Origin of the sequence: Providencia manganoxydans (assembly GCF_016618195.1) — a bacterium.
Classification (GTDB): domain Bacteria; phylum Pseudomonadota; class Gammaproteobacteria; order Enterobacterales; family Enterobacteriaceae; genus Providencia; species Providencia manganoxydans.
Genome location: NZ_CP067099.1, coordinates 3,326,102 through 3,346,698, shown reverse-complemented (window position 1 = coordinate 3,346,698; position 20,597 = coordinate 3,326,102). Strand labels below are relative to the sequence as shown.

The 20,597-nt window shown below is 42.7% G+C and carries 18 protein-coding genes, 3 tRNA genes and 1 other RNA gene; 21 read left to right on the top strand and 1 reads right to left on the bottom strand.

What is annotated here, in order from left to right:
* Positions 1 to 234: 234 nt before the first annotated feature.
* From sucA to phoC, 20 genes are all read left to right on the top strand, one after another.
* Positions 235 to 3,042: a 2-oxoglutarate dehydrogenase E1 component gene (gene sucA, locus JI723_RS15205; RefSeq protein WP_337979545.1), complete on the top strand. Its 2,808-nt coding sequence runs from the start codon at positions 235 to 237 to the stop codon at positions 3,040 to 3,042.
* A 14-nt stretch (positions 3,043 to 3,056) separates the two neighbouring features.
* Positions 3,057 to 4,274: a 2-oxoglutarate dehydrogenase complex dihydrolipoyllysine-residue succinyltransferase gene (gene odhB, locus JI723_RS15200; protein ID WP_272581330.1), complete on the top strand. Its 1,218-nt coding sequence runs from the start codon at positions 3,057 to 3,059 to the stop codon at positions 4,272 to 4,274.
* Positions 4,275 to 4,407: 133 nt separating this feature from the next.
* The gene (gene sucC, locus JI723_RS15195; RefSeq protein ID WP_070925033.1) at positions 4,408 to 5,574 is read left to right on the top strand and encodes an ADP-forming succinate--CoA ligase subunit beta; all 1,167 of its coding nucleotides are present in this window, start codon (positions 4,408 to 4,410) and stop codon (positions 5,572 to 5,574) included.
* The gene (gene sucD, locus JI723_RS15190; RefSeq protein WP_337979544.1) at positions 5,574 to 6,446 is read left to right on the top strand and encodes a succinate--CoA ligase subunit alpha; all 873 of its coding nucleotides are present in this window, start codon (positions 5,574 to 5,576) and stop codon (positions 6,444 to 6,446) included. The genes sucC and sucD overlap by 1 nt, the downstream gene beginning before the upstream one ends.
* 1,105 nt (positions 6,447 to 7,551) lie before the next feature.
* Positions 7,552 to 9,120 (top strand): cytochrome ubiquinol oxidase subunit I, encoded by a 1,569-nt coding sequence (gene cydA, locus JI723_RS15185; protein ID WP_070925031.1) that lies wholly within the window; start codon positions 7,552 to 7,554, stop codon positions 9,118 to 9,120.
* A 14-nt stretch (positions 9,121 to 9,134) separates the two neighbouring features.
* On the top strand, positions 9,135 to 10,274 hold the full coding sequence (cydB, locus tag JI723_RS15180) for a cytochrome d ubiquinol oxidase subunit II (protein WP_070925030.1): 1,140 nt from the start codon (positions 9,135 to 9,137) through the stop codon (positions 10,272 to 10,274).
* A gap of 12 nt (positions 10,275 to 10,286) precedes the next feature.
* Positions 10,287 to 10,400: a cytochrome bd-I oxidase subunit CydX gene (gene cydX, locus JI723_RS15175; protein WP_008912071.1), complete on the top strand. Its 114-nt coding sequence runs from the start codon at positions 10,287 to 10,289 to the stop codon at positions 10,398 to 10,400.
* 6 nt (positions 10,401 to 10,406) lie between these two features.
* The gene (gene ybgE, locus JI723_RS15170) at positions 10,407 to 10,694 is read left to right on the top strand and encodes a cyd operon protein YbgE (RefSeq protein ID WP_070925029.1); all 288 of its coding nucleotides are present in this window, start codon (positions 10,407 to 10,409) and stop codon (positions 10,692 to 10,694) included.
* Positions 10,695 to 10,829: 135 nt separating this feature from the next.
* Complete coding sequence (gene ybgC, locus JI723_RS15165; RefSeq protein WP_070925028.1) at positions 10,830 to 11,225, top strand: tol-pal system-associated acyl-CoA thioesterase; 396 nt, start codon at positions 10,830 to 10,832, stop codon at positions 11,223 to 11,225.
* On the top strand, positions 11,222 to 11,905 hold the full coding sequence (gene tolQ / locus JI723_RS15160) for a Tol-Pal system protein TolQ (RefSeq protein WP_070925027.1): 684 nt from the start codon (positions 11,222 to 11,224) through the stop codon (positions 11,903 to 11,905). Before ybgC ends, tolQ begins: the two co-directional genes overlap by 4 nt.
* Positions 11,906 to 11,922: 17 nt before the next feature.
* Positions 11,923 to 12,345 carry a colicin uptake protein TolR gene (gene tolR / locus JI723_RS15155; protein ID WP_070925026.1) on the top strand — a complete coding sequence of 141 codons (423 nt, stop codon included), beginning with the start codon at positions 11,923 to 11,925 and terminating at the stop codon, positions 12,343 to 12,345.
* A 37-nt stretch (positions 12,346 to 12,382) separates the two neighbouring features.
* The gene (tolA, locus tag JI723_RS15150) at positions 12,383 to 13,501 is read left to right on the top strand and encodes a cell envelope integrity protein TolA (protein ID WP_337979543.1); all 1,119 of its coding nucleotides are present in this window, start codon (positions 12,383 to 12,385) and stop codon (positions 13,499 to 13,501) included.
* A 139-nt stretch (positions 13,502 to 13,640) separates the two neighbouring features.
* A complete protein-coding gene (tolB, locus tag JI723_RS15145; RefSeq protein WP_070925024.1) occupies positions 13,641 to 14,933 on the top strand; it encodes a Tol-Pal system beta propeller repeat protein TolB in 1,293 nt (430 codons plus the stop codon).
* A 42-nt stretch (positions 14,934 to 14,975) separates the two neighbouring features.
* Entirely contained in the window at positions 14,976 to 15,473 is a 498-nt protein-coding gene (gene pal / locus JI723_RS15140; protein WP_070925023.1) for a peptidoglycan-associated lipoprotein Pal, read from the top strand.
* Between the two features lie 22 nt (positions 15,474 to 15,495).
* Positions 15,496 to 16,272 carry a cell division protein CpoB gene (cpoB, locus tag JI723_RS15135; RefSeq protein WP_070925022.1) on the top strand — a complete coding sequence of 259 codons (777 nt, stop codon included), beginning with the start codon at positions 15,496 to 15,498 and terminating at the stop codon, positions 16,270 to 16,272.
* 349 nt (positions 16,273 to 16,621) lie between these two features.
* Positions 16,622 to 16,697: transfer RNA gene (locus JI723_RS15130), tRNA-Lys, on the top strand.
* A 158-nt stretch (positions 16,698 to 16,855) separates the two neighbouring features.
* Positions 16,856 to 16,931 (top strand) — tRNA-Lys (locus JI723_RS15125).
* Positions 16,932 to 17,091: 160 nt separating this feature from the next.
* Positions 17,092 to 17,167 (top strand) — tRNA-Lys (locus JI723_RS15120).
* Positions 17,168 to 17,210: 43 nt separating this feature from the next.
* Positions 17,211 to 17,335: non-coding RNA, RtT sRNA (locus JI723_RS15115), on the top strand.
* Between the two features lie 216 nt (positions 17,336 to 17,551).
* Positions 17,552 to 18,298 (top strand): acid phosphatase PhoC, encoded by a 747-nt coding sequence (phoC, locus tag JI723_RS15110; protein ID WP_070925021.1) that lies wholly within the window; start codon positions 17,552 to 17,554, stop codon positions 18,296 to 18,298.
* 88 nt (positions 18,299 to 18,386) lie between these two features.
* Here the strand turns inward: phoC and JI723_RS15105 are convergent, their stop codons facing one another.
* Positions 18,387 to 19,259 (bottom strand): aminoglycoside 6-adenylyltransferase, encoded by an 873-nt coding sequence (locus JI723_RS15105; RefSeq protein WP_337979542.1) that lies wholly within the window; start codon positions 19,257 to 19,259, stop codon positions 18,387 to 18,389.
* Positions 19,260 to 19,502: 243 nt separating this feature from the next.
* On the opposite strand from JI723_RS15105, the gene nadA reads away from it, so the two are divergent.
* Complete coding sequence (gene nadA / locus JI723_RS15100; protein WP_070925019.1) at positions 19,503 to 20,543, top strand: quinolinate synthase NadA; 1,041 nt, start codon at positions 19,503 to 19,505, stop codon at positions 20,541 to 20,543.
* Positions 20,544 to 20,597 lie beyond the last annotated feature (54 nt).

The window sequence follows — 20,597 nt, the reverse complement described above, 5'->3', positions numbered from 1 at the left end:
AAGTAAAAGCCAAACTGCAAAAAAAGATGAAGACGCGAGCTGACTCAAGGGACCTTTAAAAACCGCAGCCAGTTTTTAAAGGTTCCTTAGAAGGGGAGCCCGGAGTGATAAAGGGAAACCCAAAGTGAGAACATGCATAAAGCACGTCCAGAAGAACCTTTATCGAGGCCGCTTAAACGCGGCAATTAGTTAACCACGGCGAAAACTAAAGCTGTAAAAGCTTAAGGGATCACAATGCAGAACGGCGTAATGAAGGACTGGCTGGATTCGAGCTTTCTGGCAGGCGCGAACCAGACTTACATAGAACAGCTCTATGAAGATTATCTAACTGACCCCAATTCTGTTGATGCTGGCTGGAGAGAAATCTTTCAGCAACTGCCTGGTGCAGGCACCAACTCTGAGCAATTTCACTCGCAAGCACGCGATTATTTCCGTCGCTTAGCGAAAGACTCTACTCGTTATCATACCTCTGTTAGCGACCCTGCTATCGATGCAAAACAAGTGAAAGTTTTGCAATTGATTAACGCATTCCGCTTCCGCGGACATCAAAACGCAAATCTTGATCCATTAGGTTTATGGAAACGTGAATCTGTTCCAGATTTAGATCCAGTGTTCCATAACTTAACGAAAGAAGATTTCGACGAGACATTCAACGTGGGTTCTTTTGCCATCGGCAAAGAAACCATGAAACTTAGCGACCTATACGATGCCCTGAAGCGCATTTATTGCGGTTCAATTGGTGCTGAATATATGCATATCACGAATACAGAGGAAAAACGTTGGATCCAACAACGCCTTGAATCAGTGAATGTTGCTGAGCAATTTTCGAAAGAAGAAAAACGTCGCTTCTTAGCTGAATTAACCGCAGCAGAAGGGCTAGAGCGTTATTTAGGCGCAAAATTCCCGGGTGCAAAACGTTTCTCATTGGAAGGTGGTGACTCACTTATTCCAATGCTGAAAGATCTGATCCACCATGCGGGCAAACAAGATACACGTGAAGTCGTACTGGGTATGGCTCACCGTGGTCGTCTTAACGTTTTAATTAACATCTTAGGTAAAAAACCTGCTGAATTATTTGATGAGTTCGCAGGCAAACACAAAGACCACTCAAGTGCAGGTGACGTTAAATATCACCAAGGTTTCTCTTCGGATTTCGAAACCGCAGGTTCGCGTGTTCACTTAGCATTAGCATTTAACCCATCTCACCTTGAGATTGTCAGCCCAGTGGTTATTGGTTCAGTACGTGCTCGCCGCGATCGCCTTGATGAAGGTCGCAGCAACATGGTTCTACCAATCACTATTCACGGTGACTCAGCAGTAACGGGTCAAGGTGTTGTTCAAGAAACATTGAACATGTCTCAAGCTCGTGGTTATGAAGTTGGCGGCACCATGCGTATCGTCATTAACAACCAAATTGGTTTTACGACTTCAAACCCGAAAGATACACGTTCAACTGAGTACTGCACCGACATCGTGAAAATGGTTCAAGCACCTATTTTCCACGTTAATGCGGATGATCCAGAAGCCGTTGCTTTTGTAACTCGCTTAGCACTTGATTTCCGTAATACGTTTAAACGCGATGTGATGATTGACCTCGTGTGCTACCGTCGACATGGTCATAACGAAGCTGATGAGCCAAATGCAACTCAGCCAATTATGTATCAAAAAATCAAAAAACATCCGACACCACGTAAAATCTATGCGGATCGTTTAATTGAAGCAGGCGTTGTTACAGCGGATGAAGTGACTGAAATGGTTAACTTGTACCGTGACGCGTTAGACCGAGGTGATTGCGTCGTTGAAGAATGGCGTGAAATGGGTCTGCATTCCTATACATGGGAACCGTACCTAAATCATGATTGGAACGAAGAGTATAAATCCACCTTCGATCCAAAGCGTCTGCAAGAGCTAGCAGTTAAAACCAGTACTATCCCTGCTGAAGTCGTCACTCAGTCTCGTGTTGAGAAAATTTACTCAGACCGTGCTGAAATGGCGAAAGGTGAAAAACTACTGGATTGGGGCGCAGCAGAAACATTGGCGTACGCAACACTAGTTGATGAAGGTATTCCTGTTCGTCTATCTGGTGAAGATGCTGGCCGTGGTACTTTCTTCCATCGCCATGCGGTTGTACATAACCAAACCAATGGTTCCGTTTATGTTCCTCTGCAAAATATCCATAACGGTCAAGGCGTATTTAATGTTTGGGACTCTGTTCTGACTGAAAACGCGGTATTGGCATTTGAATATGGCTATGCAACCACAGAGCCACGTGCACTGACGATTTGGGAAGCTCAATTCGGTGACTTCGCAAACTGTGCACAAGTCGTTATCGACCAATTCATTAGCTCTGGTGAGCAAAAATGGGGTCGTATGTGTGGTCTAGTGATGCTGTTGCCACACGGTTATGAAGGACAAGGTCCAGAGCACTCCTCTGCACGTTTAGAGCGTTACCTACAACTGTGCGCAGATCAAAACATGCAAGTGTGTGTGCCATCCACGCCAGCACAGGTTTACCATATGCTGCGCCGTCAGGCTCTGCGTGGTATGCGTCGTCCTCTGATTGTAATGTCACCTAAATCATTACTGCGTCATCCATTAGCGGTCTCAAGTATGGATGAACTGGCAAATGGTAAGTTCCAGACAGTAATCAGTGAAATAGATGAAATCAATCCGAAAGATGTGAAACGCGTCATTATGTGTTCCGGTAAAGTTTATTACGATCTGTTAGAACAACGTCGTAAGAACGGACAAACTGATGTCGCTATCGTACGTATTGAGCAGCTATATCCGTTCCCACATGAAGATATTCAGCAAGCGTTCTTACCATATGCGCACGTTAAAGATTTCGTATGGTGTCAAGAAGAGCCATTGAATCAAGGCGCTTGGTATTGCAGCCAACACAATTTCCGTGAAGCGATCCCTACAGGAGCAACTTTACGTTATGCAGGTCGTGCTGCTTCTTCATCTCCAGCAGTTGGATACACGTCCGTTCACCAAGAGCAACAACAAGCTCTGGTAAATGACGCTTTGAACATTGAATAATTAAAGGATAGAAAATGAGTAGCGTAGAAATTCTTGTTCCCGATCTTCCTGAATCCGTTGCAGATGCTACGGTTGCCACATGGCATAAAAAACCAGGTGATAGCGTTGAACGTGACGAAGTGCTGGTTGAAATTGAAACAGATAAAGTCGTTTTAGAAGTGCCTGCAAGTGAAGCGGGTGTGTTAGAAGCTATCGTTGAAGATGAAGGTGCAACTGTGCTTTCTAAACAACTGCTTGGCCGCATTCGTTTAGGTGATAGCACGGGTATTCCTGTGGAAGTTAAAGCTTCACAAGAAGCAACTCCAGCGCAGCGCCAAACAGCCAGCTTGGAAGAAGAGAGCAATGATGCTCTGTCTCCAGCAATCCGCCGTTTAGTTGCTGAGCACGACTTGAACCCAGCTGACATCAAAGGAACGGGTGTTGGTGGTCGTTTGACTCGCGAAGATGTTGAAAAACATTTAGCTACTGGCAAAGCAGCTCCTGCTGCGAAAGCTGCAACACCTGCTGCTGAGCCACAAGCACCATTGGCACACCGCAGTGAAAAACGCGTACCAATGACGCGCTTACGTAAACGTATTGCTGAGCGTCTGCTGGAAGCGAAAAACAGCACTGCGATGTTAACCACATTTAATGAAGTTAACATGCAGCCAATTAAAGATCTGCGTAAGCAATACGGCGAAGTGTTTGAAAAACGCCATGGTGTACGTTTAGGCTTTATGTCTTTCTATGTAAAAGCTGCGGTTGAAGCGCTAAAACGTTACCCAGAAGTTAACGCATCAATTGATGGTACTGATGTTGTTTACCATAACTATTTCGACATCAGCATTGCAGTATCGACACCTCGTGGTCTGGTAACGCCAGTTCTGCGTGATGTTGATGCAATGAGCATGGCTGATATTGAGAAGAAAATTAAAGAACTGGCAGTCAAAGGTCGTGACGGTAAATTAACCGTTGAAGACTTAAGTGGCGGTAACTTCACTATCACTAACGGTGGTGTGTTCGGTTCTCTAATGTCTACCCCTATCATTAACCCACCACAAAGCGCAATCTTAGGTATGCATGCTATCAAAGATCGCCCAATGGCGGTTAACGGTAAGGTTGAAATTCTTCCAATGATGTACCTTGCATTATCTTATGACCACCGCCTGATCGATGGTAGTGAGTCAGTTGGCTTCTTAGTTGCCATTAAAGATATGCTGGAAGATCCAACTCGTTTACTGCTGGACGTATAGCTACATAACAGGGTAGGGGAACACCTACCCGGTCTGAAGTAACCGATGCAGTCGGTTTTGCCGGCTGCTAAATCAGTAACAATTGCAGGAGGCGAATAATCGCCTCTTCAGACTCAATTATGGATAGAACATCATGAATTTACACGAGTATCAGGCAAAACAGCTTTTTACACGCTATGGTTTGCCAGCACCAACGGGTTATGCCTGTACATCAGCAGCAGAAGCTGTAGAAGCAGCGAAAAAAATCGGTAACGGCCCATGGGTTGTTAAGTGCCAAGTTCACGCAGGTGGACGTGGTAAAGCTGGCGGCGTAAAAGTGACAAATGATATCAATGATATCAAAGCATTCGCAGAGAAATGGTTAGGCCACAACTTAGTGACTTACCAAACAGATGCGAATGGTCAGCCAGTCAACCAAATCTTAGTTGAAAATGCGACCGATATTGCTAAAGAACTGTATTTAGGCGCGGTTGTTGACCGTGGTACACGTCGTGTTGTATTTATGGCGTCAACAGAAGGTGGTGTTGAGATCGAGAAAGTTGCTGAGGAAACGCCAGAACTGATCCACAAAGCGGTTATCGATCCACTGACTGGTCCTATGCCTTATCAAGGCCGTGAGTTAGCGTTCAAATTAGGTCTATCAGGTAAACAAGTTAGCCAATTCGCGAAAATCTTTATGGGCTTAGCGACTATGTTCTTAGAGCGCGACCTTGCTCTGATCGAAGTTAACCCATTAGTGATCAATACTGAAGGCGACCTAGTGTGTTTAGATGGTAAATTAGGTGTTGATAGCAACGCTCTATACCGTCAAGCAGAAATGCGTGAAATGCATGATCCATCTCAAGAAGATGCGCGTGAAGCACAAGCTGCACAATGGGAACTGAACTATGTTGCACTTGATGGCAACATCGGTTGTATGGTTAACGGTGCAGGTCTGGCAATGGGAACCATGGACATTGTTAAACTGCATGGTGGTGCTCCAGCTAACTTCCTTGACGTAGGTGGCGGTGCAACTAAAGAGCGTGTAACTGAAGCATTTAAAATTATCCTGTCCGATAAGAGTGTTAAAGCCGTTTTTGTTAACATTTTTGGTGGTATCGTTCGCTGTGACCTGATTGCAGACGGCATCATTGGTGCAGTAGAAGAAGTAGGCGTAAATGTACCAGTAGTGGTTCGTTTAGAAGGTAACAATGCAGAGTTAGGTGCGAAAAAACTGGCAGATAGCGGCTTGAATATTATCGCGGCAAATAGCCTGACAGATGCAGCTAAGAAAGCAGTAGCAGCGGCGGAGGCTAAATAATGTCTATTTTAATCGATAAAAACACTAAAGTAATTTGCCAAGGTTTCACTGGTGGTCAAGGTACTTTCCACTCTGAACAAGCGATCGCTTATGGTACAAAAATGGTTGGTGGTGTGACACCGGGTAAAGGTGGTACAACTCACTTAGGTCTGCCAGTATTTAACACTGTTCGTGAAGCCGTAGAAGCGACTGGTGCAACAGCATCGGTTATCTATGTACCCGCGCCATTCTGTAAAGATTCGATTCTGGAAGCGATTGATGCAGGTATCAAGCTGATCATTACTATCACTGAAGGCATCCCAACACTGGATATGCTGACGGTTAAAGTTAAATTAGATGAAGCTGGCGTTCGCATGATCGGTCCAAACTGCCCGGGTGTTATCACTCCAGGCGAGTGCAAAATCGGTATCCAACCAGGCCATATCCATATGCCGGGTAAAGTTGGTATCGTTTCACGTTCAGGTACATTGACGTATGAAGCGGTTAAACAAACTACGGATGCAGGCCTTGGCCAATCAACCTGTGTTGGTATTGGTGGTGACCCAATCCCAGGATCAAACTTCATTGATATCCTGAAAATGTTCCAAGAAGATCCACAGACTGAAGCGATTGTTATGATCGGTGAAATCGGTGGTAATGCGGAAGAAGAAGCCGCAGCATATATCAAAGAACATGTGACTAAGCCTGTTGTTGGTTACATTGCGGGTGTTACTGCACCTAAAGGTAAGCGCATGGGGCACGCAGGTGCAATTATCGCGGGTGGTAAAGGTACCGCGGATGAGAAATTCGCTGCTTTAGAAGCTGCTGGTGTGAAAACAGTACGTAGCTTAGCAGACATCGGTGATGCGGTTAAATCACTGTTAGATAAATAATTTTAGTCATTTAAATTATTTTGTTATTGGGCTCGCAAACTAATTGGTTTGCGAGCCTTTTTAATGCTCATTTTTTATTAAGGGCTAGTGAGATAATCGTTCTTCAAGATAAATGACGAAGCCATTAGCGGGGGATTTTGATAGTTAGTCATCTGTATGTATTCAATTTCTCAGCTCGTTCGGCGGTAGGCAGTCACAGTGTTATTATCAATTACGGGGCGGTAAACCGCTTACTGATGTGTATCTATTAACAAATGCACTGGTGAAATGTTTTATTTTCAGGTTGATAAATAAAGCATTCAATATCAATAGCTAAAGGCATTAAGGCTGCGCATGCATTAGTGACATAAGCTCGTCTAGAGCCGCTGGTGACGGTGTTACGACTCTCCTTAAATCAAGGTCGATATTATCCATCGAAGAGAAGCAGCAATCTGTGTCTTTTATTGCTATCTATTTAGATTTAAATGGTGATTTTTTAACCATATAAATGACATTATGCTAGCCAATGTCTATTATCTAATAATAAGTTTGTTAGTTCTCATCAATTAATCATATATAACCACGTGTTGTAGCTTAATTGGAAAATTAATAAAATTCATAATAAAAATCAAATAGGCTAATATTAGAAATAAAATTATCTTTTTCTGAGTCTAAAAATCAAAAGTTAATTTTTTTAGGTAGTCGTTTAGAAAAATAAGAATATATGTACTATTATCAATAACAGCCATTTAACAATTAAATAACTATTAATTGATGATAAAGATAATCGCTTAACAATAGTCAAAAAATTGACTTAAATCAATTCATTAGTACTAGCATTATTTTTCTAAATTGCTTAAATTGGTGCCCGATCAAATACTCATTTTTCTATTATGAGGTATAATTATTGATATATATTCAGAATTCAAATCTGAATCACGCAAAAGAAGTTTATTGTATGTGAAGATAAGCGTACTATTATTATAGTGTCGTTAGAGTTTTTGATTTTGTTAATTATTTGTTGTTTTGAGGCATTTTTTGCTGGTAGTTAAGAGGCTTTCTTTAATTTTACTGGAAGCTGGGTTGCCGCAAGTCGGTGTCTTCCTGCTAGGAGCAAGGAGTCAAGATGTTTGATATTGTCGAACTGTCACGATTACAGTTTGCCTTAACTGCGATGTATCACTTCCTATTCGTACCATTAACGCTAGGTATGGCGTTTTTGCTTGCGATCATGGAAACGGTATATGTGCTGTCTGGTAAGCAAATTTATAAAGATATGACTAAGTTCTGGGGCAAGTTATTTGGTATTAACTTTGCTCTGGGTGTTGCTACAGGTTTGACCATGGAGTTCCAATTCGGTACTAACTGGTCTTACTATGCCCACTACGTTGGGGATATCTTCGGTGCGCCTCTTGCAATCGAAGGTCTGATGGCATTCTTCCTCGAATCTACCTTTGTTGGTTTATTCTTCTTTGGTTGGGATCGTTTAAGCAAAACTCAGCACCTTGCGGTGACTTGGTTAGTAGCTTTAGGTTCTAACTTCTCTGCATTGTGGATCCTCGTAGCAAACGGCTGGATGCAGAACCCAATTGCAGCAGATTTTAACTTTGAAACTATGCGTATGGAAATGGTTAGCTTCTCTGAGCTAGTCCTGAACCCAGTTGCACAAGTTAAATTCGTTCATACCGTTGCTGCGGGCTACTGTACTGGTGCAATGTTTGTATTGGGTATCAGTTCTTACTATATGCTTAAAGGTCGTGACCTTGCATTTGCTAAGCGCTCATTCGCGATCGCTGCAAGTTTTGGTATTGCCGCTGTACTGTCTGTTATCGTTCTTGGTGATGAATCAGGTTACGAAATGGGTGACGTGCAGAAAACTAAACTGGCTGCGGTAGAAGCTGAGTGGGAAACGCATGCACCACCTGCGGCGTTTAACTTGATTGCTTGGCCTGATACGGAAAAACAAGAAAATAAATTTGCGATTTCGATTCCGTGGGCAATGGGTATCATTGCAACACGTTCAGTCGATACACCTGTTCTTGGTTTGAAAGACCTGATGAAGCAACATGAAGTACGTATCCGTAATGGTATGATTGCTTACGGTGAGCTACAAGAGCTTCTGGCAGGTAATAAAGATCCTGAACTGCGTAAATCTTTTGAAATTAACAAAAAAGACTTGGGTTATGGCTTACTGCTGAAACAATATGCACCAAATGTTGTTGATGCAACAGAAGCACAAATCCAAAAAGCAGTTAAAGACAGTATCCCGAACGTGGGTCCATTGTTCTGGGCATTCCGTATCATGGTCGGTGTTGGTTTCTTACTGCTGCTGATTATTGGTCTATCCTTCCTGTCTGTTGTGCGTAATCGTATCGGTCAAAACAAATGGTTACTGCGTACTGCACTGTTTGGTATTCCATTACCATGGATTGCTATTGAATCAGGTTGGTTTGTTGCAGAATATGGTCGTCAGCCATGGGCAATCGGTGAGGTTCTCCCTGTCTCCGTTGCACACTCAAACTTGACAACCCATGATCTGATTTTCTCTTTAGTCTTGATCTGTGGTCTGTATACGCTGTTCTTAATTGCTGAATTGTTCTTGATGTTCAAATTTGCGCGCAAAGGGCCTAGTAGCCTGAAAACTGGCCGCTACCACTTTGAACAGAAAAACAGCTCTGCACAAGACGTTCAGTAAACAGGAGTCCACTTATGTTTGATTATGAAGTTCTTCGATTTGTGTGGTGGATCCTAATTGGCGTACTGCTGATTGGTTTTGCTGTCACAGATGGTTTTGACATGGGCGTCGGCTTCTTATTACCTATCTTAGGTAAAACAGATACTGATCGCCGTATCATGATTAACGCAGTTGCACCGCACTGGGATGGTAACCAAGTTTGGTTGATCACCGCAGGTGGTGCGATGTTTGCAGCATGGCCGCAAGTCTATGCCGCAGCTTTCTCAGGTTTCTATGTTGCAATGATTTTAGTGCTTGCAGCACTGTTCTTCCGCCCAGTCGGTTTTGACTACCGTTCTAAGCTGGAGAATCCAAAATGGCGTAACATGTGGGACTGGGGTTTGTTTATTGGTGGCTTCGTACCACCGCTAGTTATCGGTGTTGCGTTTGGTAACCTATTATTAGGCGTTCCATTCCAAATTGATAACCAACAATATCTGACTTATACAGGTAACCTGTTTGGTCTGCTAAACCCATACGGCTTATTAGCGGGTGTGGTTAGCTTGATGATGATTGTGACCCAAGGTGCAACTTACTTGCAAATGCGTACGACTGGTGAGCTACATCTGCGTGTCCGTAAAGCAACCTATGTTACGGCATTGCTGACGTTGATTGCATTCGCAGGGGCTGGTGCATGGTTAGTTATGGGCATTGATGGCTACGTTGTGACTTCAACTATCGATACATTAAGCGTATCAAATCCGTTGAACAAAACAGTCGAAATGGCTTCTGGTGCATGGTTAACTAACTTTAATAACTACCCTGCGTTGTGGGCTCTACCAGCTCTGGGTGTAGTTTTACCTCTGCTGACTATGCTATTTAGCAAGGCTGATAAAAATGCGCTGGCATTCGTTAGTTCATCGCTGACTATTGCTTGTATCATTTTAACTTGTGGTGTTGCAATGTTCCCATTCATCATGCCTTCAAGCATCATGCCAAACGCAAGTTTGACTATGTGGGATGCAACATCTAGCCTGTTTACTCTGCAAGTTATGACTGTTGTTGCTATCATTTTTGTTCCAATAGTACTGGCTTACACCGCGTGGTGTTACTACAAAATGTTCGGCCGTTTGGACAAAAACTTCATTGAAGGCAACAAGCATTCACTGTATTAAGGAGCATAACATATGTGGTATTTTGCCTGGATCCTCGGCACGCTGTTAGCTTGTAGTTTTGCAGTGATTGCAGCTCTTGCGTTAGAACATGCGGAAGATAAAGCCGCTGCGAAAGATGGCGAGTAATAAGTAATGCTGGTGGATAAATGCTATCAGCTATTGGATAAGGGACCGATTCGGTTCCTTATCCTTATATTAGCTTTGGTGATTGCAGGGAGCGTGATGTGGGATCCAACCCAATTCGCTGCAAAAACCAGTTCTTTCCTAATCTGGCAAGGGTTATTGCTGATTTGGGCGACGTGTAGTGCAATGATTTTTGGGGTCGGTTTTCGTCCTAATAAATTGATTTGGCGCACAGTTTTCCACCCATTACCCGCAGCCATCATTCTTATCTGGGGACTGGTAAAAGTCTTCAGTTAATCCAAAATGTCGATTATGGATCTACGGATCCATAATTTTTTTTTGATAACTTTACCCCCAAGTCATTCCAAAGCGGCATCGTCTTGAGTATAGTGGCACGGTTAATTAATTTAACCTAGGATTGGGGTGGTTGTTATGTTATTTCGTTGGCCTGTTCGCGTCTATTATGAAGATACTGATGCGGGCGGAGTGGTTTATCATGCACGTTATTTGGCATTTTTTGAACGAGCTAGGACCGAAATGCTACGGGATAAAGGTATCAATCAACAAAGCTTACTGGCTGAGAATATCGGATTTGTTGTACGAAGTATGACAACTGATTTTGTGAGAGCGGCTCGGCTGGATGATTTATTGGAAATTGAGACACAAATCGTTGATATGAAACGTGCCTCTTTAACCTTTCAACAAAGGTTGGTTGATTCACAAGGTAACCTGCTTTGTGGGGCTACGGCCCTGATAGCTTGTGTGGACACATCAAAAATGAAGCCAACAGCGCTTCCTAAGTCTATTGTCGCGGAGTTTAAACAGTGACTGACATGAATATCCTGGATTTATTCCTAAAAGCGAGCCTATTGGTTCAGATCATTATGTTCGTTTTGATCGGCTTTTCTATTGCTTCATGGGCCATCATTATTCAAAGAACCAAAATTCTCAATGCAGCCACTCGAGAAGCAGAAGCCTTTGAAGATAAGTTTTGGTCGGGTATTGAATTATCGCGTTTATATAAAGAGAGCCAAGCTCGCCGTGATTCATTAACGGGGGCTGAGCAAATTTTTCATTCAGGATTTAAAGAGTTTGTTCGTCTACATCAGGCTAATATTCATGCACCCGATGCAGTCGTAACTGGTGCTGCTCGTGCGATGCGTATTTCAATGAATCGTGAGTTAGAATCCGCTGAAGCACATATCCCATTTTTAGGTACAGTAGGGTCTATTAGCCCATATATTGGTTTGTTTGGTACTGTATGGGGGATTATGCATGCTTTTATCGCGTTAGGTGCGGTTAAGCAAGCAACATTGCAAATGGTGGCTCCTGGTATCGCTGAAGCATTGATTGCAACAGCGATTGGTTTGTTTGCAGCGATCCCTGCTGTTATGGCTTATAACCGCTTGAATTTGCGTGTTAACAAATTAGAGCAGAGCTATGACAACTTTATGGAAGAGTTTTTGGCTATTTTACATCGCCAAGCATTCTCAGCTGACAAGAAATAATACGGGGAGATAAGCGAATGGCGCGCAATAGTCGCAGACGTGAGCTGAAATCCGAAATCAATATCGTCCCATTGCTGGATGTGTTGCTGGTATTGTTGCTTATTTTTATGGCGACAGCACCGATTATCTCGCAAAGTGTGGAAGTTGATCTACCGGATGCCACCGATACACAAACAGTATCATCCAGCGATAATCCACCGATTATTTTAGAAGTTGCGGGTGTCGGCCAATACAATATGTTAATTGATGGCGAGCGTTTAGACTTGCTGCCACCAGAACAAATTGCTGCGGAGGCCAAATCCCAACTAGAGAAAAATCCTAAAGCAATTTTTCTCATCGGTGGTGCAAAAGAAGTTCCTTATGATGAAGTAATTAAGGCACTGAATATTTTGCATCAAGCAGGGATAAAATCTGTCGGCTTAATGACTCAACCCATGTAGTTTGAGTAAGTAACGATTCTTTTTTTGGAAACCAGTTGTGGGAAAGACAAAAGAGAAAAAAGATAATTTAAGGCGCTCTTTATTAACGTCAGTTGCACTGCACGTTTTATTGATTGGCCTAATTATAATTGGTTCCTTAGTATCCGTTGTCAAACTTGGCGGCGGAGGGGAAGAGGGGACTGTCATCGATGCGGTGATGGTCGACCCTGGTGCGGTTGTTGAGCAATATAACCAAATGCAACAACAAGAAACCAGCGCTAAACTAGCAGCTAAAGAACGTAAAGAGAAAGAACAAAAGCAGGAAGCTGAGTTAAGGGAAAAACAAGAGCAGGAGCAAAAACGGCTGCAACAACTTGAGCAAGAGCGTATCCAAAGCGAACGCGATGCTCAAGAGCAACAAAAGCAAGCTGAGCAGCAACAAAAACAAGCAGCAGAAGCCGCTAAGAAAGCCAAAGAAGAGCAAAAAATAGCGGAAGAAGCGGCTGCGAAAGCAAAAGCGGAAAAAGAAAAACTGATTAAAGAACAAGCAGCTGCAAAAGAAAAAGCAGAAGCAGAAGCGAAAAAACAAGCTGAGGCAGTAAAGGCTAAAGCAGCAGCTGAGGCAAAGGCGAAAGCTGAAGCAGATGCGAAAGCGAAAGCGGAAAAAGAAGCTAAAGAAAAAGCCGATAAAGCAGCCAAAGCGAAGGCTGAAAAAGAAGCTAAAGCAAAAGCGGAAAAAGAAGCAAAAGCCAAAGCAGCTAAAGAAAAAGCAGAAGCGGCGAAGAGTGCCTCCTCTGTTGATGATTTACTTGGCGATTTAACCGCATCAGGACCTAGCAAACAAGGTGGCGCCGCTGCCGCTGGTCAAGGTGGTGGTAAGAAGTCAGGTGCCTCGAATGCGGATGTGGATAACTATGCTGGAAAAGTGAAAGCGGCTGTCGAAAGTCGATTTTATGATTCAAGTACATACCGCGGAAGAACGTGCGAACTACAGTTCAAAATCGCATCAGATGGTTTCTTAATCAGTATTACACCTAATGGTAATCCGGCAAATGACCCTGCGCTCTGTGATGCAGCAATCCGCGCAGCTAAATTGTCTAAATTACCAAAGCCACCAGCTGATGTGTATGAAGCGTTTAAAAAACAAGGCAGTACGATTATATTTAACCCTAAATAGGATAAGTCAGAGCTGTCTGTATTGAAATTATGGCGGCTATAGCATAAATAGTTTCTGAGATATCTAGTTTTGTTAGTATACCTTTGTTAAAATTCAGCGAATTATTGTGGTGGTGAATACCACAGTAAGGGAGATCAGGATGAAGCAGGCTTTTAAAGTAGTTCTCGGGTTCCTAATGCTATGGGCAACTGTTGCTCAGGCTGAAATCCGTATTGAAATCACGGAAGGTGTGAATAGTGCTCAACCAATAGGCGTGGTGCCTTTTAAATGGTCTGGCTCTGGTACGCCTCCACAAGAAATCGGGCAGATTGTTGGTGCGGACTTACGCAATAGCGGTAAATTTAACCCTATTGAGCCAAGCCGTATGCCACAACAACCGGGTACCGCTTCTGAAGTCACTCCTGAAGCTTGGACTGCTCTCGGTATTAATGCCGTTGTTGTCGGTCAGGTTCAACCCGCAGCCGATGGTAGCTATATTGTTAGTTATCAATTGGTTGATGTTGCCGGTAGCCCAGGTACTGTTTTATCTCAAAACCAATTTAAAGTGACTAAAGAGTGGTTACGTTATGCAGCGCATACTGCCAGTGATGAAGTTTTTGAGAAGCTGACGGGTATTCGTGGCGCATTCCGTACACGTATCGCCTATGTTGTAACAAATAAAGGTGGTCAGTACCCTTATGAATTACGTGTCTCTGATTATGACGGTTATAACCAATTTACGGTTCACCGCTCACCAGAGCCTTTAATGTCGCCAACTTGGTCTCCTGATGGTGAGCGTTTGGCGTATGTTACGTTTGAAAGTGGCAGTTCAGCACTGGTGATCCAGACTCTATCAAGTGGAGCTGTTCGTCAGGTGGCATCATTCCCTCGTCACAATGGTGCCCCCGCGTTTTCTCCAGATGGCACTAAGCTTGCCTTTGCTCTGTCAAAAACAGGTAGTTTAAACCTCTATGTTATGGACTTAGCAAGTGGTCAAATCCGTCAAGTGACGGATGGCCGTAGCAATAATACAGAGCCTAGCTGGATGCCAGACAGTCAAACTTTGGTCTATACTTCGGACCAAGCGGGTCGCCCGCAAATTTATAAAATTAATATTAATGGTGGTAGCCCTGAACGTGTGACTTGGGAAGGTACACAAAATCAGGACGCTGATGTTAGCCCGGATGGATCTTTCATTGTAATGGTCAGCTCCGGTGGCGGTCAGCAGCATGTCGCCAAACAGGATCTGGCAACGGGTAACGTTGAATATTTAACGAAAACGTTTCTAGATGAAACGCCGAGTATCGCACCTAACGGCACTATGGTAATTTATAGCTCCTCTCAAGGCTTGGGGACTATATTGCAGCTAGTTTCGACCGACGGGCGTTTCAAAGCGCGTCTTCCGGCGACCGATGGACAGGTTAAATTTCCTGCATGGTCTCCGTATCTGTGATGCATAATAATAATGTGTGGCAAACTATTAAGGATCAAAACGATGCAACTGAATAAAGTGCTTAAAGGGCTGATGATCGCATTACCAATCATGGCTGTCGCAGCTTGTAGCTCTAACAAAAACAATGACCAAGATGGTACGGATTCTTCTATGAACCAAACTAACACAGGTCTGTCTGCGGAAGAGCTGGCACGTCAGCAAATGCAAGAACTGCAAAATAACAATATCGTATACTTCGGTTTCGATAAATACAGCGTTTCTCCAGAATACGCTGATATGTTAGATGCACACGCAGCGTTCCTGCGCAACAACCCATCTGTTAAAGTTGTTGTTGAAGGTCACGCGGATGAGCGCGGTACTCCAGAATATAACATCGCGCTGGGCGAGCGTCGTGCTAACGCAGTTAAAATGTATCTGCAAAGCAAAGGTGTAGCAGGTGATCAAGTTTCTCTGGTTTCTTACGGTAAAGAAAAACCAGCTGTGTTAGGTCACACAGAAGCTGATTACGCGAAAAACCGTCGTGCAGTCATTGCATACTAATAGATAAGCGAAATTATCTCTTATGAACAGTAACTTCAGACATCTACTTGTAGGTCTGTCGTTATTGGTTGGCGTAGCGGCTCCTTGGGCCGCTATTGCCCAAGCGCCAATCATTAATGTCGGATCCGGTTCATCCGGTGATCGCCTAAGTCAGCTTGAGACAGCGGTTAATTCTCAAGGCCAGATCTTATATCAAATCCAACAGCAGCTCGCAGATAACCAGCGTGATATTGATACATTACGTGGACAAATTCAGGAAAGTGAATACAAACTGAATCAAGTGGTTGAGCGTCAAAAAGATTTGTATATGCAGTTAGATCAGGTAAGTGGCGGTTCTACAGCATCACCAGACTCAGCAGCTGCGTCTAATTCATCCTCATCATCAGATACTCCAACAGCCCCAGCTGCTTCTGGCGGCGGTGAAAAGGAAGATTATAATGCAGCAGTTGCGCTTGCGATGAATAGTAAGTCGAAAGCGCAAATCGATGAGGCTATCGGTGCATTGCAAAGCTTTATTAAAAGCTATCCAAAATCCAGCTATCAATCCAATGCTAACTATTGGTTAGGGCAGCTTAACTACAACAAAGGTAGCAAAGACGATGCAGCATTCTACTTTGCGACAGTAGTTAAAGAGTATCCTAAATCCCAAAAAAGCAGTGAGGCTTTATATAAAGTTGGCCTTATCATGCAAGATAAAGGGCAAAAGGATAAAGCGAAAGCGGTCTACCAACAGGTATTGAAGCAATACCCTAATAGTTCAGGTGCAAAACTGGCTGAGAAAAAGCTAAGCTCACTTTAATTGTTAACCCCGAAGAAGTTATTGCCGGATATTTCGGGGTTAACCGTATGATTAGTGTGCATTCAGTCGTTTTTTTCAAAAAAATCATTGCACCATCGTCAGAAATCAGTATTATAAGCCGCCGTTGACGCGTGAATTGAATGTTTTATTTATCGTGTAAACAAATTAAGAAGTAAGTTTTAATTTTAAGACGTGTTGTTAGCTTTAAAATTTTAGGATGGGTCGTTAGCTCATTCGGTAGATTATTGAGTTTTACAAGATGGTTGCAGGTTCGACCCGTAAGGGTAAGTCCGAAGGACTTAAATCCTGCATGTACACCAAGCCGTTTTTAGCTTTAAAATTTTAAGATGGGTCGTTAGCTCAGTCGGTAGAGCAGTTGACTTTTAATCAATTGGTCGCAGGTTCGAATCCTGCACGACCCACCATCTAAAACACAAAATCAGTTATGCCAGATGGGGCATTAGCTCGGTTGGTAGATTATTGAGTTTTACAAGATGGTGCAGGTTCGACCTGTAAGGGTAAGTCCGAAGGGCTTAAATCCTGCATGTACACCAAGCCGTTTTTAGCTTTAAAATTTTAAGATGGGTCGTTAGCTCAGTCGGTAGAGCAGTTGACTTTTAATCAATTGGTCGCAGGTTCGAATCCTGCACGACCCACCATCTAAAACATAAAATCAGTTATATCAGATGGGTCGTTAGCTCAATCGGTAGATTATTGAGTTTTATAAGATGGTTGCAGGTTCGACCCGTAAGGGTAAGTCCGAAAGGCTTAAATCCTGCATGTACGCCAAGCTGTTTTTTAGTATTACAATTCTAAGATGGGTCGTTAGCTCAGTCGGTAGAGCAGTTGACTTTTAATCAATTGGTCGCAGGTTCGAATCCTGCACGACCCACCATCTAAAGTAATTCACTTCCCTTAACTCCAAAAAAGATCCTTGCATAGTGCACATAGAGTGCGGGTGAGAAGCTGCGTTCAGGTTCGAGCCGAGTGGAGCGAGACAGCGTTGCGCTTGCGCAACGACCCGTGTGCACGAATGATGTTTTTAATCCAACCCTAATCCTTCTTTTATACTAATTAATCACTATTCACCGCATCCCTTTAGCCACTCAAAAAAACCGTTCTATAAACGGATAATTCACGTATTTCCCCCTTGTTTTTGAGAGCTGACTCAAGGAATTGAATACTTATTTAGACTAGTCTAAATAAAGCATTAATAACCGATCACATTGTAAAATATAAGTTATTTTATTCTGCGGTAAAAATAACAAAGGATTAACGGATGAAAAAATTACTTGCGGTTTTATGTGCAGGGGCATTTATTTCGACTAGTACATTTGCAGCGATCCCCGCTGGAAACGATGTCACAACGAAACCTGACTTGTACTATTTAAAGAACTCACAAGCAATAGACAGCTTGGCGTTGCTACCACCACCGCCAGAAGTGGGTAGTATTTTATTTTTAAATGACCAAGCGATGTATGAAAAAGGTCGTATGCTCAGAAATACAGAAAGAGGTAAACAAGCTGCTGCGGATGCTGATCTTGCTGCTGGAGGGGTAGCTAATGCATTCTCTGAAGCATTTGGTTATCCAATTACTGAAAAAGACGCTCCCGAAATTCATAAACTGCTGACGAATATGATTGAGGATGCAGGTGACTTGGCGACTCGTTCCGCAAAAGAAAAATACATGCGTATCCGCCCATTCGCTTTTTATGGTGTGGCAACATGTAATACTAAAGATCAGGAAAAACTGTCTAAAAATGGTTCATACCCATCGGGCCATACTTCAATTGGTTGGGCGTCTGCATTAGTACTTGCAGAAATTAACCCTGAAAATCAAGATAATATATTAAAACGTGGTTATGAATTAGGTCAAAGTAGAGTAATTTGTGGTTACCATTGGCAAAGTGACGTTGATGCGGCGCGTATTGTCGCCTCTTCAGCGGTAGCTACCTTGCACTCGAACCCTGAATTCCAAAAGCAGTTACAAAAAGCTAAAGACGAATTTGCGAAACTGAAAAAATAGCCATTATAAAAAATCGCTCTGCTATTTAATTTTAACAGAGCGATTTTTATTGTTAATATTATGTTAATTCGCTACTATGGAAGGTCTATCAAATTCCTTCTGGCAATAGTTCCCTATCTTGCAACAAACCAATCACTAATTCTTGCATGCGAATATTCATTAAGGGATCGATAGGGTAATTAAGCTGTCGGGCTAGTTCTGAGGTTACTTTATCAAAACATGTCATGAGTGAATGTAAGGCTGTCGCTGCGGTTTGTGCATTACGATAATCAAATAAGGTTTCCATGGATTGTGTTATGGTTTCCGGCATCCATGTTTGATAGTTTTTTCCGTTATACCAGACATCTTGCTGCTTGCCTTGTTTAGTTGAAACTAAACATTCTGTCATGGTCAGCAGTGCTTTTTTCATATCTGCGTCTCTTGACCAAGCACTCCACATTTCATTACGTAATAACGCAATTGCAACTTGATGTGCTTCATACCAGAATTCTTTTGCAATAAAAGTGAATTGCTGTTCGCTGAGTTGTTTTAAAGAGGGCAGTATAAAACCGTTTGGTAGTTTTTCAGTAATACCTGTTTTATCAAGTAAAATGGTGTATCCCCGTGCATAGGTATCATCAAGCCCATATTGTTGCATTTTCTGTAGTCGACAAGGTTCCGCAAAGGTGAAATCGACTTTTCTTCCTTGCTCATAAATGACCAAACAGGTTGGCGATTCAGGCTCACCAATACCGCCATTAATAAGATGTAAGGCAACAAGGGGATGACCGAATTGATTGATCCATCGCTGATCGTGAAAAAGATCTGTTACACCTAAACCGATTAATTCAATATCAATATCAGAATAATGATCGATATGCCGTTCTCTTCCTCTTGAGCCGGTTAATATTACGGCCTCAATTCGAGGGTCGAGTAAAGAAATTGAAATTATTTTATTTATTAAAGCTGCGGGGGATTCCATAACTAACCTATCAGATATATGAGTATGGCTAAGATACCTGTAAAGTGAGAAAAATGCGAAGAAACACAATAATTATTATTCTTAGTATTTAAGTCGCAAAGTAGACAATTAAACAAAAATCGAGAAGACATCCTTAGAAATTTAGCGTATCTTGTTTAGTATATAAAACAAAAAACCGGTTATTGAGTCATTTTACACGTAATTTTTGCGGTAAAATTGCATTATGCTAAACAGAGGCTAATTATGAGTGAGTTTATTGATTTTAACCAGTCAGTTTATCCATTCCCCCCTAAACCTGCGTTATTAAGCTCTGATGAAAAAACGTTTTACCGTGAGCGCATCAAATCATTATTGGCCGAAAAAAATGCAGTGATCGTGGCACATTATTACACTGATCCTGAAATACAAGCATTGGCAGAAGAAACTGGGGGGTGTGTCGCAGATTCATTGGAAATGGCGCGTTTTGGCGCTCGACATCCCGCTTCGACGCTATTGGTTGCGGGAGTACGTTTTATGGGAGAAACAGCTAAAATTCTCAGTCCAGAAAAAAATGTATTAATGCCAACTTTAGCAGCAGAGTGTTCACTTGATTTAGGTTGTCCAGAAGAGGATTTTATTCGCTTTTGTGATCAACACCCCGACCGTACTGTTGTGGTGTATGCAAACACCTCTGCGGCAGTTAAAGCACGTGCAGATTGGGTAGTGACCTCAAGTATTGCTGTTGAGCTGATTGACCATTTAGACAGTTTAGGTGAGAAAATTATTTGGGCGCCAGATCGTCATCTAGGCCGTTATGTACAGCAAAAAACAGGTGCCGATATTTTATGTTGGCAGGGAGCCTGTATTGTTCATGATGAGTTTAAAACGCAATCTTTGATGAAAATGAAGGCATTATATCCGGAAGCGGCTATTCTTGTTCATCCTGAATCTCCTCAAGCTATTGTTGACCTTGCTGATGCAGTTGGTTCAACCAGTCAATTAATTAAAGCCGCGCAGACTTTACCTAACCCATCGATGATCGTTGCGACTGATAAAGGTATCTTTTATAAAATGCAGCAGGCATGTCCTGATAAATCATTATATATCGCACCTACTGCGGGTGAAGGTGCAACTTGCCGTACATGTGCTCATTGCCCTTGGATGGCAATGAATGGCCTACAAGCTATCGCACAGGCGCTAGAAAGCCATGGTGAACAGCACCAAATTCATGTGAGTGAAACGTTACGTGAAAAAGCAATGCAACCATTAAATAGAATGCTAGATTTTGCAGAGAGTCTAAAATAGAAGAAGGTTGGTTGTAGATCAGTATCAATATACGATGTATCACACATGATTAAA